Origin of the sequence: Pseudoalteromonas sp. OANN1 (genome assembly GCF_024124685.1) — a bacterium.
Taxonomy (GTDB): Bacteria; Pseudomonadota; Gammaproteobacteria; order Enterobacterales; family Alteromonadaceae; genus Pseudoalteromonas; species Pseudoalteromonas piscicida.
The window spans coordinates 67891-84081 of record NZ_JAMXSE010000003.1 but is presented as its reverse complement, the minus strand read 5'-3'; the positions used below and the strand labels follow the sequence as shown (position 1 = coordinate 84081).

The window sequence follows — 16191 nt, the reverse complement described above, 5'->3', positions numbered from 1 at the left end:
AGAATTTGAGCAAAATTATCACCAAAAAAGGGCCATTGCCCTTTTTTGCGATAAACTGAATACGAGGGTTTATTTCAACCCTGTGACACGGCTCGTATTTTTTTCTCCGGCTCGCGTTCTCAACAATACCTTACTTTCATCAGAGATACTCATCTGATCAGTATAAGGCTGCCAAGATTCGCCATTGTCTAAGCTCACTTCAATTGCAAGATAAGGGAAAGCACTATTCGCTTCAAGTTTACCCAACACCACTTTGGCACCCGGAACCGGAAGGTTTGGCTTAATGCCATCGTTTTGTAACTTTGCAATTTCTTTTAAAGACAAGGCTGCGGCAAAGGTTGAGAAGTCCTTATTTAACTCTTTTTGGTTAATACGACGCCCTTCCCAATCCGCTTTATGCCAAGCGCGCTCCGCAAGCGAAAGCAAACGAGGGAAAATCAATCGTAACACTTGGTCTTCCGAGCGAATGGTCTCACTCCATATTTGCCCTTGCATACCAAGGATATTTTGCGGTCTTTTAAGCGCGGGCAACTCTCGACCAACTAAGGCTTCTAGGTTCACGATAGGCTCACGGTTTCGCGTGAAGTCCGCATTTGCATAAATATTATCTGGCATATACGAAAATGCTTTTTTCGTATCTGTGTAACGAGTTGCCCAATAATAGCCGCGCTCTTCAGGGTGCGCTTCGTAAGGGTGATCAAAGTACAAATGAGTACCGTGAGACAAAATAACCTGGTAATTGTTGTTAGCAAAACGGTGGGCTCTGTCTGCAACGCCCCACTCCCAAATATTATCCCAAGTATTTACCAAAAACTGTGGATTTGGAAATTCATCACGTTTAAAGGTCGTCGTGGTGTTATACATTAAACCATCTTCCCAAGCGGCTGGGGTGATCCCACGCTTAGCAAGCAATTTTGCTACTTTTTGAGTAAAGTATGGTTTTAAATCATTGGGTCCAGCCACTCCGTTGTCGGCGACCGCAAATAGCTCATTACATGCTGGTGATTCAGTCCATGATCCCTTTCCAACCTCATCGCCACCAAAATGGACTGTCGTTAGCATAGTGCCAGCATCGCGATACATTTCCTGCAGCTCATATACCACTTTCTCCATAAAGGCATAGCTTGAGTCCAAGCAAACATTAATAGAGTTATCTGTGTATAGCTGCACGGTTAGATACTTTGAAGTGTCATCAACATCGTTCAGAAGATAGGCTTTGGCCTCTTGCGCTTTACCTGCTTCCATCAATTTGTGATAACGCGCTTCCATCGACTTAATCGCAGCACGAGCATGCCCTGGGCTTTCGATTTCTGGAATGATCTCGATATGACGCGCAGTGGCAAATTTAAGTAATTCGACAAAGTCCTCGCGAGAGAGGTAACCATTTCCACTTCCCGTTTTGAAAGGACCTGTGCCCAACTGAGTCAGTAAGCACTCACGCTCTTGTAAATCAAAACAGCGAAATGCGCCGACTTCTGTTAACTCAGGGAGCCCGGGGATCTCCAAGCGCCAACCTTCATCATCAGAAAAGTGCCAATGGAACTTATTTAACTTATAACGCGCCATCTGTTCAATTAATTTAAATAACGCATCTTTACCATGATAGTTACGGGCATTGTCGTAATGCATGCCACGCCAGCTAAAGCGCGGAGAGTCTTTGATCTCTACGTGAGACAAGGTAATTTCATTTTTACTATCGGCAGGAAATAGCGCTAGCAAACTTTGAATACCGTAAAACACACCGGCGTTATCAATACCCGTGATTTCAATCACGTCATCATCAATATCTAATGTATACGACCCAGCTTGGTTGTAGTCATAATCGCGCCCTAGACTTTTCGCAACTTTAAGGCGGATCGTCGGGATATTTCCTTCTGGCACGTGATTAGCTTCAGCTTTTAAATCCAGTCCATACTCTGATAAGTCTTCTTGAAACACGGCGACTTCTGACTTCAAACGTCCGGCAAAGCGGATCTGCCAGTTTTTGTTAAGAGTGATTTCGCCACGACTAAAGTCGATGTGCTCAGGCTTTGGAATGATACGTCTTAGCGCATCTTCTTTTGAGACGGAAATATTGCTTTGATTACGTTCAAAACGCAGCGCTGCGTTCGCTATCTGCGTGTAATCGGTAGGTGTATTGTATCTTTTCAGCTGGTTCTCACGCTCAAATGGCGCAACGAATTGCGTCATATCTTCTGTATCAGTATTTGTAAAAATGACCGGTTTATTTTTACCTGACACAATAAAGGCACGCGGCATAAAATCGCTGTATGCAGCAACCCAAGCCGAACCATCAAAAGCTAACTTGAGCTTTTCACCCGCTTTTAAACCAGCAAACGAATCGGTAGGGGTGATACGATGAAGGTCGCCATTAATATGCTCAAAGCGCAGACCTTCAGCTGTTTCCGTTGAGATATGACGAACTGAGTGCAAATAGATTTGCCAATCGCTTTGTCCTTTTGGTAGATCAACTTTTGAATTGTTAGTCAGTGTAATAGCACCGCTAAAGCCCCCTGCACCATTACTGAAGTTATTTTCTACCGCAAATTCAAAATGCGTGTCACTTGCAAACTGCGCTAACTGCTGCTGCGTGAATGATGCTTGTGTATAGAACGAGCACCCAGCAATTATCGCCCCAAGCAAAGTCGTTTTTATTCTCATCTTTTGCTCCCAGTCTTTATGTTCAATTCAAAATGAACATCATTTAATCACTTATTGTTCCTAAACATCATATAAAAGTTAAAATGACAGCGCTATCATTATTTTTTCATATCCTTGTGTTAGACAAAATGAAGCTACTCTGATTTGGCTGTAAATACCATCAAATAGCGATGAACTTGACCTTGGAAATAGCGAGTTTTTGCAGAAAGTGCAGAATTGAGTGTGATATTTTGTAGGAAGTTCAGAGAGTTGTAATTGGATGTCGTAAAAAGCGGCGGATTTACTGCTGGAACGCAATAAAACCGCCACGAATTCAAAATGTGAAATTACCAGATTTTCACTCTGTCTTCTGGTTTAAGATACATCTTATCGCCTTCTTTCACATCAAATGCCTTATAGAACTCTGGCATATTCGGCAGCACACCAATCACTCGATAATGACTTGGTGAATGCGGATCTGTCATTAGGCGATTACGCAGCTCTTCATCGCGGTATTTGCGACGCCAAATTTGTGACCAGCCCATAAAGAAGCGCTGCTCTCCAGTGTAACCGTCAATAACCGGCGCTTTTTGATCGCCTAGTGAAATTTGGTACGCTTTATAAGCGACAGTTAATCCGCCTAAATCACCAATATTTTCACCCAGTGTCAGCTGACCATTAACACCAGCGTCTTCAAATGGTTTAAAACCATTAAACTGCTCAACCAGCTTTTGGCTACGCGCTTCGAATTGTGAAAGGTCAGACTCACTCCACCAATTACGTAGGTTACCATCACCATCGTACTTAGCACCTTGGTCGTCAAAGCCGTGACCTAACTCGTGACCGATAACCGCGCCGATTGCGCCGTAGTTTACTGCATCATCCGCTTCTAAGTTAAAGAATGGTGGCTGTAAAATCGCAGCAGGGAATACAATCTCGTTATTCACTGGGTTATAGTACGCGTTCACCGTTTGTGGTGTCATCAACCACTCGCTACGGTCCACAGGCTTACCTAATTTATCGATCATTTCCTGATTAGCAAATTGGCTATAGCGTACATAGTTACCAACAAGATCGTCAGGGCTTATCTCAAGTGCTGAGTAATCTTTCCATTTGTCAGGATAACCAATCTTCGGCGTAAACTTATTGAGCTTGTCTTTTGCTGCTACTTTTGTTTCAGCACTCATCCACTCTAGACCATCAATTGCCTGATCAAACCCTTTAATAAGGTTAGCAACCAACTCTTCCATACGCGCTTTCGCTTCTGGTGGGAAATAAGACTTTACGTAAATCTTGCCTAACATTTCACCCAGTACAGAATTACTTGCATCTACCGCTTTTTTCCACGTTGGTGCTTGTTCCTCTACACCCGTCAATGTTTTACCAAAGAACCCAAATTTAAGGTCAACTACATCTTTACTTAGTAGCTCTGCGTAGTCATTGGTGAAGTGGAACGTTAAGTAGTCTTGCCATGTCTCTAACTTTGAATCAGCAATGATTTTTGATAGCCCTTCAAAGAAACTAGGTTGGCTTACAATAAGTGAATCTGCTTTGATACCAAGCGCAGTTAGAAATGCTGACGTATCAAAGTCTGGCATTAATTGATTAAACGCATCATTGCTTAGCTTGTTATAGGTTTTAGTCGCGTCGCGGCTTTCAACACGTGTCCATTGCGCCTCGGCAATTTGCTTCTCTAACGCTACAATATTCAGTGCAGCTTGGCCTGGATTTTTATGACCAGCCTTTGCCAACAACTGTTCAATGTAAAGCTGGTACTGCTCACGGATCTTACTGAATTTTTCGTCATCTTTCAGATAGTAATCGCGATCTGGTAAACCAAGCCCTGACTGGAACATATAAAGTGCATTTTCGCTTGAATTTTTGGCATCATTATTAACGTACCAACCAAACGGTGTACTTGCGCCCGTTAAACGCATTTTAGCAAAGATAGCTGGTAGCTCCGACTTACTCTTCAAGTCTTGAATTTCTTTCAGATAAGGCTTAACTGGGTTTAAGCCCAGCTCGTTTCTCGCCCCCTCATCCATATAGCTTTGATAAAACGCCCCCAGCTTCTGCTCATCGCTACCCGCTTTTGCAGATGCATTATTTGCAGCATCTTCCAGTACTTTACGCAGTGCTTTTTGCGACTCATCATAGAGCTGCGAGAAAGAGCCATAATTTGACTTATCTGCAGGGATTTTAGTTTTTTCTAACCAGTGACCATTCACATGAAAATAGAAGTCATCTTGTGGGCGCACTGATTTATCAATATTTTCTAATTCGATACCAGAATTCAAAACTGCCTTTTGTGCTTCGGCTTGTTCCGCTGGTTTTTGTTGTTGTGTTTGCGGTTGTTCACTACAACCAATCAATCCCAATGCAAGTGCAACACTTGCAGCGGTCAGTGATAATTTCTTCATTTTATTCCCCTGATAGAGTTTCGCTTGTAAACGCCGAATTCCATTCATCTAGATAAAATAATGCTTAAATTACTTATCCAAACCTCAGGTTAAATAATCAAGCAAGTCAATTGCATATAGATGAATGTAATATAGACATAACCTTTATGGCTTGAAAAGAATTCCTTCTAACTGTGTTTCCTATCAAACCTCAGAGTAACGAGAATCGTTGGCTGATGTTTATTTACACGTAAGCGGTCATTCACTAGTCTACCTATGCACATAGTGAATGACTATGACTCTGAGTGCTGAATTTAGTAACAAAGTTTGTCACTAACTTTGGCGCGCTTGCAATAATTCCACAATTGCTTTGTTGGCCTCAGGAAACGCGAGTTCATGCAACTGCTCAACTGCAACCCATTTAGAAGGCTGCCCTTCTGCACCATGAGCTTCACCGGAAAAATCCTCAACATGATGGATGTATAAGCATACGGCTTTATCAGCATAGTCATGCTCAATACGCATTAGCTCAGATGAGTTATAGATCTCAATGCCAACTTCTTCTTTCAGCTCACGTTTCAATGCCGAAAAGACATCTTCACCCGCTTCCATTTTCCCGCCTGGGAACTCCCAAAGCCCACCTTGGTGTTGATCTTCACCTCTTAAACATACAAAGATTTGCTGCGCCTTTTCAATAACACCAACAGCGACTTCAACACGTTTTTTTTGCATCATTTACTCCATAAAAAAGCGACTTAGCGTCGCTTTTTATACCAATTTAGATTTAGGGCCTGTTATTTTAGTTTGCCACAACACTGCTTAAACTTCTTACCTGATTGGCAAGGGCATGGCTCATTGCGACCAACTTTAGGCTCTGCGCGCTCAGCAACAACCGCACCCTCAGGCGTTTCGCCGCCCACGCGCTCAACTTCTTCGTGTTGATATTCACGCGGTGCTTGCTCACTCTTACGATGTTGTTCTTCAACCTTCTCAACATCTTCCTCAGCACGAACCTGAACTTTACTTAGTACGCCAACAACGTCAATCTTCAAGTTTTCAAGCATTTGTGAGAATAACTCAAACGACTCACGCTTATATTCTTGCTTCGGATTCTTCTGCGCATAACCACGTAGATGAATACCTTGGCGAAGATGATCCATTGCCGCTAAGTGATCTTTCCAATGCTGATCTAGGCTTTGTAACATAACCGCTTTTTCGAAGTGACGTAGCACATCAGGGCCTACCATCTCTTCTTTTTGCTTGTACGCTTTATCCACGTCCTCTACGATACGATCGCGTAGCATTTCTTCATATAGCTTGCTGTCTTCTTCAAGCCATTTAGCGATCGGAAGCTCAACATGGAAGTCATTTTTCAAGCGTTCTTCAAGTGCTGGGATGTCCCACATTTCCGCCAGACTTTGCGGTGGAATATACTGATCAATAGTCGCATTCAATACATCTTCACGAATAGCCGTGATCGTCTCTGAGATGTCGCCTTCTTCAAGTAGTTCGTTACGCTGTTCGTAAACCACTTTACGTTGATCGTTCGCAACGTCATCGTATTCAAGTAATTGTTTACGAATATCAAAGTTACGCGCTTCTACTTTACGCTGTGCGTTTTCAATGGCACGGTTAACCCATGGGTGCTCAATGGCTTCACCACGTTGCATACCTAGCTTACGCATCATGTTAGTCATACGCTCACCAGCAAAGATACGCATCAATGCGTCATCCATCGATAGGTAGAAGCGGCTTGAACCTGCATCACCTTGGCGACCTGCACGTCCACGCAACTGGTTGTCGATACGGCGCGACTCGTGACGCTCAGTACCAATAATATGTAAACCACCAGAAGCTAGTACTGCATCATGACGCGCTTTCCAAGCGGCTTTAATTTCTGCTACTTGCTCTTCTGACGGATTTTCTAATTTTTCAACATCCGACTGCCAGCTGCCACCCAGTACGATATCGGTACCACGACCAGCCATATTCGTCGCAATCGTTACTTTGCCCGGTAGACCCGCGTCCGCGATGATATCCGCTTCTTGCGCGTGGAATTTAGCATTCAGTACGTTATGCTCAATTTTTTCTTTGCGAAGGAAGTGAGAAAGATACTCTGAACTTTCGATAGATACCGTACCCACCAACACAGGCTGACCACGTTCTTGGCAAGAACGAATGTCTTCAAGAATGGCTTCAAATTTCTCTTCTTGCGTCAAATATACAAGATCCGCACGGTCATCACGCACCATAGGTTTGTTGGTTGGGATAACTACCGTATCTAGGCCATAGATTGACTGAAATTCGAACGCTTCAGTGTCCGCTGTACCTGTCATACCTGCAAGCTTGTTATATAAACGGAAGTAATTCTGGAATGTGATTGAAGCCAAGGTTTGGTTTTCGTTCTGAATACGAACCCCTTCTTTCGCTTCAACGGCTTGGTGAAGACCCTCAGACCAACGACGTCCTTCCATCGTACGACCAGTGTGCTCATCAACGATGATAACTTCGTTATCTTTTACAACGTAATCAACGTCTTTTTGATATAGCTTGTGAGCACGAAGTGCTGCGTAAACATGGCTAAGTAGTGAAATATTACCTGCTGAGTAAAGCGAGTCGCCCTCTTCAATCAAACCACGTTCAGTTAGTAATTCCTCAACCTTGATTTGACCACGCTCGGTAAGGTGAACTTGTTTACCTTTTTCATCAATGGTGAAATCGCCATCGCCTTCCACGCCTTCTTCGTCTTCTTTTTCTTGCTGTACAAGATCAGGCACAATTTTATTGATTTCGGCATAAAGCTCAGAGCTATCTTCAGCAGGACCAGAAATGATCAGTGGTGTACGCGCTTCATCGATTAGGATTGAATCCACTTCATCCACAACCGCATAGTTAAGTGGACGTTGTACACGTTCTTCAACACTAAACGCCATATTATCGCGCAAGTAATCAAAGCCGAACTCGTTATTGGTGCCGTAAGTGATATCCGCAGCATAGGCTTGCTTTTTCTGCTGTGGCATCATGCCAGGCACGTTACAACCTACAGTAAGGCCTAAGAATTCAAAGAGTGGACGGTTGGTCTCAGCATCACGCTTAGCTAAGTAGTCGTTGACGGTAATAACGTGAACACCCTTGCCTGAAACCGCATTTAAATACGCAGGCAATGTTGCTGTTAGTGTTTTACCTTCACCCGTTCTCATTTCTGAAATACGACCTTGGTGAAGCACCATACCACCAATCATTTGCACATCGAAATGACGCATTCCAAATACGCGCTTAGATGCTTCACGCACCGTAGCGAACGCCTCTGGTAATAAATCATCTAGCGTTGAACCTTGCTCGATACGCTGTTTAAATTCAGCCGTTTTTGCTTTCAGTTCCTCATCGCTTAATTTGCCGTATTGTTCTTCTAACGCATTGATTAAAGCGACTGTTTTTCTTAGGTTTTTGATGGTGCGATCATTACGACTACCAAAAATTTTGGTAAAAATATTTGCTAACATGTTTAAACCGTTTCACTCTGTGTATTGGCTGACCCATCTCTCTAAGCCAATGTTGTTAAGGTTGGGTCGCGCTTGTCCTGTTGGCGACAAAAGCCTTCCTAAATTACGGTTTTCATTTTGCCAATTTAGGAGTGAGCATTTTGTATCTTGCCGAGTTAAAATTATGCCCTATCATACCAGACTCTTTGTTTCTGCAAACCTTATTGGGTAAATAATACCAAGTTCAATTGCAAGAAATCTTTACTGTTGGGCGTAAGCGTACCGTTGCAAGTGATAAAGTTTAGTTAGCATCTAACTCGACTCATTTATTCGAGTACAGAGCTAAGCGCTTTCGACAACAAATGTTGGTACTTTTGGATTTCTCAAAAATTTGTCTCTGATATACTTAGAAGACTGAGAAACCACCAGTACGGAGTAATTTGACTCCGTATTATCCCGATATGGCGGTTATTTTTTATTTTTCAACCTATGGGAAGTAAGTCATTGGCTAAAAATCGCTACAATCCAAAACCGCTTGATGAAGTGATGGGTGGGTGGTCAGACAAGCTCAATCAATATGGCCAAAAAAGTGCCCAAGCGGCACAGTTACAGAGCTGTTTGGAAGACACTCTAGGCCCTATCCTGAGTAAGAAATGCCGTGTCGCTCACTACAAAGAGGGGACACTGACGATAGAAGCGGCTTCAGCAACGCTTGCTACTCGGTTAAACTTTTTGAAAATGGATATTCTCAGTGCATTTAGAAAAGTTGGCTTACATGACTGTGCATTGGTTAAAATTACCACCAATCCAGAAGCCCAACAGCGTCTTACCAACAAGGTGGAGTCCCAATCTTCGACCTATCAAACCAATCGAAGTATGAGCCAAGCCACTGGCGAGCATTTGCTAGCGCTAGCGCAATCCGCTCCACCGTCGCTTAAGGCGAAACTAGAAAGACTCGCTAAACACGCAAACACTACGCAAAAAAAATGACGCCTTAGCGTCATTTTTTCTCAAACTGTATTAGCCTAAGAGGCTTATGCCGTTGCGGTATTGATACCCGCTTCCATTCCTGGCGCTGGCATACTGACTGGCTCTTCGAATGTTGCCCACTCCCATGCTGACTCAGTTGCCATGATTTCACGAAGCAACATATTGTTTAGGCCGTGGCCTGATTTATAGCATGAGATCTTACCTAAAATGTTGTGACCTGCCATAAACATATCACCCACACAGTCTAAGATCTTGTGTTTAACAAACTCATCTGCATAGCGCAGGCCATCTGGATTTAATACTTTAAACTGGTCTAAAACAACCGCATTATCCATGCTGCCACCTAAGGCTAGGTTGTTTGCATGCATGTATTCGATATCACGCATAAAACCAAAAGTACGAGCACGACTGATCTCTTCAGTAAAGCTTTGAGCGGTAATGTCTAATCCAATACGCTGGCGGCTAGCATTGATCGCGGGGTGATTGAAGTCGATTTCAAAGTCGATGTGGAAACCATCGTAAGGCTCAATTTCAGCCCACTTGTCGCCATCTTCAACACGCACTTTTTCTTTGATGCGAATAAAGCGCTTGGCAGCGTTTTGCTCTTCAATACCGCCTTTTTGAATTAAGTAGATGAATGGCAATGCACTGCCATCCATAATAGGCACTTCGGCGCTGTCTAGCTCTACGATGAGGTTATCAATCCCAAGCGCAGCTACCGCGGCAATCAAATGCTCGGTAGTAGACAAGCGAACGCCGTCTTTATTTGTTAAACACGTACACAGTTGCGTGTCGCCCACAGCTTCCGGTGTTGTTTCAAAATCAACAACAGGGTCTAGATCAACGCGGCGAAATACAACACCTGTATTCACACCAGCTGGTCGGAGAGTGATCGTGACCTTTTCACCTTTGTGTAAACCTACACCTGTGGCTTTAACGACTTGTGCAATCGTACGTTGTTTAATCATATATTCGCCCACTTAAATTCTAGATAGGCGGCGGAGTATAACATAGTTCCACCAAACTGCCAATCTCTGTTTGTTTTTTATACCAACTTTAGTCTGACTGCTTACGTAAAAAAGCCGGAATATCGAAGTAGTCACCTTTTTCTTTACTGTCGTTGCCTTTTGCGCTTGCTGAGCTAGAAGCTTGTTGTGGCTTCTGTTCTTGCACTTGTGGGGCAGGCGCTTCAGCTGGCTGCTCAGGTTCTGCCGCTGACGTTTGTGGTTGCGTAAAGCTTGGCACATACATGCTCGTTTGTGAGCTAGTTTGTGTTCCACCTACCGCATCTGAGCCTGAAGCTTGTCTAAAGCCATTGTCTACAATACCAAATTGCGGACGACGGTCACCACCTAAGCCGGTGGCAACCACGGTCACTCTTAGCTCTTCGCTCATTTCAGGATCAATAACAGCACCCACTACCACAGTCGCATTCTCTGACGCTAACGCTTTAACATGGTTACCAACGACCTCAAACTCTTCGATAGTAATGTCCATGCCCGCGGTGATATTAACCAAAATACCTTTCGCGCCAGTTAGGTCAACATCTTCTAAAAGCGGGCTAGAAATCGCGGCTTCCGCAGCTTCTTGTGCACGATCAGGACCTGTTGCCGAAGCAGTCCCCATCATTGCAGTACCCATTGCTGACATCACGGTTCTAACATCCGCAAAGTCAACGTTGATTAGACCTGAACGTGTGATCAACTCTGCAATACCTTGTACCGCACCATAAAGTACGTCATTTGCTTTTGCGAAGGCATCTAGCAGTGTAGTCCCTTTACCTAGAACTTTAAGCAATTTGTTGTTTGGAATTGTAATAAGTGAATCTACAATTTCTGACAACTCAGCAATGCCTTGCTCAGCCGCAGCCATGCGCTTTTTACCTTCAAGATCGAAAGGACGCGTTACTACAGCCACAGTCAAAATACCTAGTTCTTTTGCTGCGCGTGCAACAACAGGTGCGGCACCGGTACCTGTACCGCCGCCCATACCGGCTGCGATAAATACCATGTCTGCGCCTTCAAGGCTGCTCTTGATGGTTTCTAGATCTTCTTCTGCTGCGCTGCGGCCCACTTCTGGGTTTGCGCCAGCTCCAAGACCAGAGGTAATCTGAGTACCTAGCTGTACGGTAATATCCGCAGACGAACGACGTAACGCTTGTGCGTCAGTATTCGCTACGATAAAACGTACGCCTTCAATTTCTTGGTTTACCATGTGTTCTACGGCGTTACCGCCGCCGCCACCGACACCGATGACTTTAATGACAGCTTCTTCGCTGTGCTGTTCCATAATATCAAACATCTTCACTCTCCGACTTGAGTATTAAAACTCGCCTTGGAACCATTTTGTAACACGGTTCCACCAACTCCCCTCTGCATCTACTTTCGACTTCTGTGCATTCATCGATTGTAGTGAACGGCCGTATTGTAACAAACCTACCGCCGTTGCATATGCAGGGTCATCCACATAATCTGTTAACCCCTTAATGCCAATTGGTTTCCCTATTCTTACTGGCATTTGGAATATATCTTCTGCGACTTCTTGTGCACCTTGCATCTTGGCACTGCCGCCCGTGATAACAAGACCTGCCGCAATTTGATCTTCAAAACCTGAGCGACGCAATTCTTCTTGCGCAAGCTCAAACAGTTCTCTAAATCTTGGTTCTACCACTTCAGACAAAGTATGACGAGACATTACCCGAGCAGGACGTCCACCAACACTTGGTACTTCGATGGTTTCTTCGCTTGATGCCATTTGGCTCGACGCGAAGGCATATTGTACTTTCAGAGACTCGGCATGCGAAATAGGTGTTCTAAATATTTTTGCTATATCGCCAGTGACCTGATTACCCGCAACCGGGATCACGGCAGTATGACGCAGCGCCCCATTCACATAAATCGCAATATCCATGGTGCCACCACCGATATCTAATACCGCAACACCAAGCTCTTTTTCGTCTTCAGTCAACACCGAGTAACATGACGCCAAGGCGTTAAACGTTAATTGGTCTACCTGTAAACCACAGCGTTCAACACACTTTTCAATATTCTTTGCCATGTCATTCGAACACGTAATGATATGTGCTTTCGCTTCCATCCTTACGCCACTCATACCCAGAGGGTTTTTGATCCCCTCTTGCATGTCGATGCTATATTCTTGCGGCAATGAGTGCAGCATTTTGCGTTCGGCAGACATAGGCACAGAGCGTGCAATGTGAATAACATTGGCAATATCATCGTCTGTGACTTCCGCATTGTTTATTGCCACCACGCCACTTTCGTTTTGACACTGAATATGTTTGCCTGAGATCCCCAAATAAACCGAGCTTATTCTGCAATCAGCCATTAGCTCTGCTTCATCTACAGCGCGTTTAATAGACTCAGAAACGAGGTCTAAATCGTTTACCCCGCCTTTATCCATGCCGTGAGACTCTTGGCGTCCGACACCGACAATACTAAGTTGATTGTCCACAGTGATCTCCCCAACTGTGGCGACGACCTTTGATGTGCCAACATCTAATCCAATCACTAAGTTTCTTTCTGCCGACTTTGTCATGCTTCACTCTTGTTATTTTGTTGTTCTTGCTGCTCAGTAGGTTCTTTCCAACTCACTGCCAGTCCCGTGTCGTAGCGTAAATCAATGACATCGATTACTTTACCTTCAGGGCGTTCCATACGTGGATACACGTCGATAAAACGTTGTACTCGTTTGGCTTTATCTTCACGCCCTAAATTTAAGCGGATCCCATTGTCCAGCCATAGCTGCCAAGCAAATCGTTCTGAAAGCGCTAAACTTTCCAACGTAAACTGATTTACCGCCAACAAGGCTTTAAACTGCTTAAATGTTTGCCATGCTTCTTCAGCACTCCCTTCAGGGCCGTATAATTCAGGCAGCCCTGGCGGCAATTTGTTACTACGCGCTTGGAATACTTCGCCATCATCATTGAGTAATGAATCGCTATTCCAATGCGCAACCGGCTGATGTTCCACTACATAGACTTGCAGCGTATCCGGCCATTGTTTTCTGACTGATACTGTCGCAATCCAAGGTAAAGACTTTACCGCCTTGTGGACTGCTTTAACATCAAGCTCAAAAAAACTATTTAAATCTGCGGTTTTAATTGCCGCTACAATGTCATCTTCATTGGTATAATGCGGTTTACCGAGCACTTTGAGTGTTTTTATTTGCGCATCATGATGTGCAACTAACCAATCACTTACCCAGTATGTTCCTCTTACCAATGTAAAAATCACCACAAAGAAGAAGCTAAGTCCCCAAAAAAGGGGCCAGTTCACTCTAGAACTGATCAGCTTCAACCCTGCCAAAAATGCTCGCATATTAAAGCGTTTGCTCCAAAATGCGAACAACTAATTGTTCAAAACTTACACCCGTTGCTTTTGCTGCCATCGGCACCAACGACTTTTCGGTCATACCAGGTACGGTATTTACCTCGAGTAGATAGAAATGACCTTGCTCATCTTGCATGGCGTCAACACGTCCCCAACCAGTGGCACCAACCAATTCAAAAGCGTGCTTTGCCATCACTTGTAATTGCTCAGTGTGTGCAGCGCTAATATCCGCCGGACAATAATACTCTGTACTATTAACTTGGTACTTCGCTTCATAATCGTAAAAACCACGAGGCGTACGCATTTCAATAACAGGCAATGCCTCTTTACCGAGCATAGACACGGTAAACTCACGTCCAGTGATCCATTGTTCAACGAGCACTTGATCGTCAAACTTAAAGGCATTATTTAATGCCGCAGTCAGGGTTTCTTCGCTGTCTGCCTGAGCCATACCTATGCTTGAGCCTTCGTGACTTGGCTTTACCATGACTTTGCCAAACTCAGCGATTAGCGCCTTAGCATCAAAACCCGTCTCTTTGCTTACGACAGCATAAGGTGCCGTACTTAACTTGGCAGACTGAAATAGATGCTTACAGCGGACTTTATCCATCGCAAGCGCACTACCAAGTACACCGCTTCCTGTATATGGTATTCCCATAAACTCAAGCGCACCTTGAATAGTACCATCTTCACCGCCACGGCCATGCAGTGCAATGAATACGCGATCCACACCTAGGTCTTTAAGTTGCCATAAATTACGTTCTGCTGGATCAAAAGCAATCGCATCAACACCTTGATTGACGAAGGCATTTAACACTGCATTACCAGACTTTAGTGACACCTCTCGCTCTGCTGAACTACCGCCAAGTAATACGGCTACTTTTCCAAACTGACTACTCATAATTCACTCTGTTTTAACTGCGCTATCGATAGCCCGGTAGCGGCTAACTGCTTCACGATCTGACCTATATTGCCGGCCCCTTGCGTCAACACTAAATCACCATCTGCCATGGTGCTTGCCAACACTTTCGCCAATTCACCATGGTCACTGATATGGATCGGCTCAACGCCACGTTGACGGAGACTACGGCACAAACTTTTACTATCCGCACCAACGATGGGCGCTTCACCGGCACTATATACATCTAACAGCAGTAGTTTATCAACATCGCAAAGCACTTTTACGAAATCTTCATATAAATCGCGTGTTCGACTATAGCGATGTGGCTGATAAATCATAACCAAACGCTTATCAGGCCAACCAGACTTAGCTGCTTTTATCGTCATCGCAACCTCAGATGGGTGGTGACCATAATCATCAACCAACATCACCTCTCCCACTTCATTATTGAATGAGCCGTAATGCTGGAAGCGACGTCCCACACCTTCAAAATTGGCTAATGCCTGATAAATCGCTTCGTTTTCAATATTGTGATCTTTTGCAACCGCAATAGATGCCAAGGCGTTCAATGCATTGTGCTTACCTGGCATATTTAGCCTCACTTCAAGTAGCTCACCGTCTTTGGTTCTGACTTTAAAGTGTGATTCACTTTGTGTTTGCTTGAAGTCCAGTAACTGATAATCCGCGTCGTTAGCCTCACCATACGTGATTGTTGGCCTTGCAAAGCGTGGTAATAATTCTCTCACGACTGGCGAATCGATACACACCACCGCCAGACCATAAAATGGTAAGTTATGGATAAACTCGATGTAGGTGTCTTTCATTTTTTCGAAGTCACCATCGTAAGTATCCATGTGGTCTTCTTCGATATTTGTTACCACCGACACCATCGGCTGCAAATGCAAAAACGATGCATCACTCTCGTCCGCTTCTGCGATAAGGTATTCACTGCTGCCGACTTTGGCATTACTGCCAGCACTATTGAGCAAACCACCAATAATAAAGGTTGGATCCAGCTCAGCCCGCGCAAAAATACTCGCAATCAGGCTCGTCGTTGTGGTCTTACCATGTGTTCCTGCCACCGCAATCCCGTGACGAAAGCGCATCAACTCAGCGAGCATTTCGGCGCGACGAACGATTGGCGTACGGTTTGCCTTCGCCGCTTGGATCTCTGGGTTTTGGTCATTGATTGCACTCGATACCACAACCACATCGGCCATTTTTACATTTTCAGCTTGGTGGCCGATAAAGATCTCGGCGCCCATATTTGTTAGTCGCTCTGTCATCGTACTTTTGGCGATATCTGAGCCTGTAATTCGGTAACCTTCAAAGGCCAGCACTTCTGCAATCCCACCCATACCAGCACCACCAATTCCGATAAAGTGGATGGTGTTGATACGTCGCATTGCTCTTCTGCTTGAAGCTTCCAT

11 protein-coding genes are annotated in these 16191 nt (G+C 44.4%); 1 reads left to right on the top strand and 10 read right to left on the bottom strand.

Annotation, left to right across the window (positions count from 1 at the left end; translation table 11 throughout):
• Nucleotides 1-69 precede the first annotated feature (69 nt).
• From NH462_RS03750 to secA, 4 genes are all read right to left on the bottom strand, one after another.
• Nucleotides 70-2661 (bottom strand): family 20 glycosylhydrolase, encoded by a 2592-nt coding sequence (locus tag NH462_RS03750; protein ID WP_253104159.1) that lies wholly within the window; start codon nucleotides 2659-2661, stop codon nucleotides 70-72.
• A gap of 326 nt (nucleotides 2662-2987) precedes the next feature.
• On the bottom strand, nucleotides 2988-5060 hold the full coding sequence (locus NH462_RS03745; protein WP_253104156.1) for a M13-type metalloendopeptidase: 2073 nt from the start codon (nucleotides 5058-5060) through the stop codon (nucleotides 2988-2990).
• A gap of 312 nt (nucleotides 5061-5372) precedes the next feature.
• A complete protein-coding gene (mutT, locus tag NH462_RS03740; protein ID WP_253104466.1) occupies nucleotides 5373-5771 on the bottom strand; it encodes an 8-oxo-dGTP diphosphatase MutT in 399 nt (132 codons plus the stop codon).
• A 62-nt stretch (nucleotides 5772-5833) separates the two neighbouring features.
• The gene (secA, locus tag NH462_RS03735; protein WP_253104154.1) at nucleotides 5834-8542 is read right to left on the bottom strand and encodes a preprotein translocase subunit SecA; all 2709 of its coding nucleotides are present in this window, start codon (nucleotides 8540-8542) and stop codon (nucleotides 5834-5836) included.
• A gap of 483 nt (nucleotides 8543-9025) precedes the next feature.
• On the opposite strand from secA, the gene NH462_RS03730 reads away from it, so the two are divergent.
• The gene (locus NH462_RS03730) at nucleotides 9026-9511 is read left to right on the top strand and encodes a DciA family protein (protein ID WP_226899328.1); all 486 of its coding nucleotides are present in this window, start codon (nucleotides 9026-9028) and stop codon (nucleotides 9509-9511) included.
• A gap of 44 nt (nucleotides 9512-9555) precedes the next feature.
• Here NH462_RS03730 and lpxC read toward each other — a convergent pair whose 3' ends face one another.
• The 6 genes from lpxC to murC form a co-directional block, all read right to left on the bottom strand.
• Nucleotides 9556-10479, bottom strand: a complete 924-nt coding sequence (gene lpxC, locus NH462_RS03725) for a UDP-3-O-acyl-N-acetylglucosamine deacetylase (protein WP_010368639.1) — start codon at nucleotides 10477-10479, stop codon at nucleotides 9556-9558.
• A gap of 88 nt (nucleotides 10480-10567) precedes the next feature.
• Nucleotides 10568-11812 carry a cell division protein FtsZ gene (ftsZ, locus tag NH462_RS03720; protein ID WP_253104152.1) on the bottom strand — a complete coding sequence of 415 codons (1245 nt, stop codon included), beginning with the start codon at nucleotides 11810-11812 and terminating at the stop codon, nucleotides 10568-10570.
• Between the two features lie 21 nt (nucleotides 11813-11833).
• The gene (gene ftsA, locus NH462_RS03715; protein WP_010605798.1) at nucleotides 11834-13066 is read right to left on the bottom strand and encodes a cell division protein FtsA; all 1233 of its coding nucleotides are present in this window, start codon (nucleotides 13064-13066) and stop codon (nucleotides 11834-11836) included.
• Nucleotides 13063-13848 carry a cell division protein FtsQ/DivIB gene (locus tag NH462_RS03710; RefSeq protein WP_253104149.1) on the bottom strand — a complete coding sequence of 262 codons (786 nt, stop codon included), beginning with the start codon at nucleotides 13846-13848 and terminating at the stop codon, nucleotides 13063-13065. Before NH462_RS03710 ends, ftsA begins: the two co-directional genes overlap by 4 nt.
• 1 nt (nucleotide 13849) lies before the next feature.
• A complete protein-coding gene (locus NH462_RS03705; RefSeq protein ID WP_017217162.1) occupies nucleotides 13850-14761 on the bottom strand; it encodes a D-alanine--D-alanine ligase in 912 nt (303 codons plus the stop codon).
• Complete coding sequence (gene murC, locus NH462_RS03700) at nucleotides 14758-16191, bottom strand: UDP-N-acetylmuramate--L-alanine ligase (protein ID WP_253104146.1); 1434 nt, start codon at nucleotides 16189-16191, stop codon at nucleotides 14758-14760. Before murC ends, NH462_RS03705 begins: the two co-directional genes overlap by 4 nt.

Excerpts from the sequence above, each read along its gene's own strand:
- NH462_RS03750 (WP_253104159.1), bottom strand. The coding sequence starts at position 2,661 with ATGAGAATAAAAACGACTTTGCTTGGGGCGATAATTGCTGGGTGCTCG.
- NH462_RS03745 (WP_253104156.1), bottom strand. The coding sequence starts at position 5,060 with ATGAAGAAATTATCACTGACCGCTGCAAGTGTTGCACTTGCATTGGGA.
- mutT (WP_253104466.1), bottom strand. The coding sequence starts at position 5,771 with ATGCAAAAAAAACGTGTTGAAGTCGCTGTTGGTGTTATTGAAAAGGCG.
- secA (WP_253104154.1), bottom strand. The coding sequence starts at position 8,542 with ATGTTAGCAAATATTTTTACCAAAATTTTTGGTAGTCGTAATGATCGC.
- lpxC (WP_010368639.1), bottom strand. The coding sequence starts at position 10,479 with ATGATTAAACAACGTACGATTGCACAAGTCGTTAAAGCCACAGGTGTA.
- ftsZ (WP_253104152.1), bottom strand. The coding sequence starts at position 11,812 with ATGTTTGATATTATGGAACAGCACAGCGAAGAAGCTGTCATTAAAGTC.
- ftsA (WP_010605798.1), bottom strand. The coding sequence starts at position 13,066 with ATGACAAAGTCGGCAGAAAGAAACTTAGTGATTGGATTAGATGTTGGC.
- NH462_RS03710 (WP_253104149.1), bottom strand. The coding sequence starts at position 13,848 with ATGCGAGCATTTTTGGCAGGGTTGAAGCTGATCAGTTCTAGAGTGAAC.
- NH462_RS03705 (WP_017217162.1), bottom strand. The coding sequence starts at position 14,761 with ATGAGTAGTCAGTTTGGAAAAGTAGCCGTATTACTTGGCGGTAGTTCA.
- murC (WP_253104146.1), bottom strand. The coding sequence starts at position 16,191 with ATGGAAGCTTCAAGCAGAAGAGCAATGCGACGTATCAACACCATCCAC.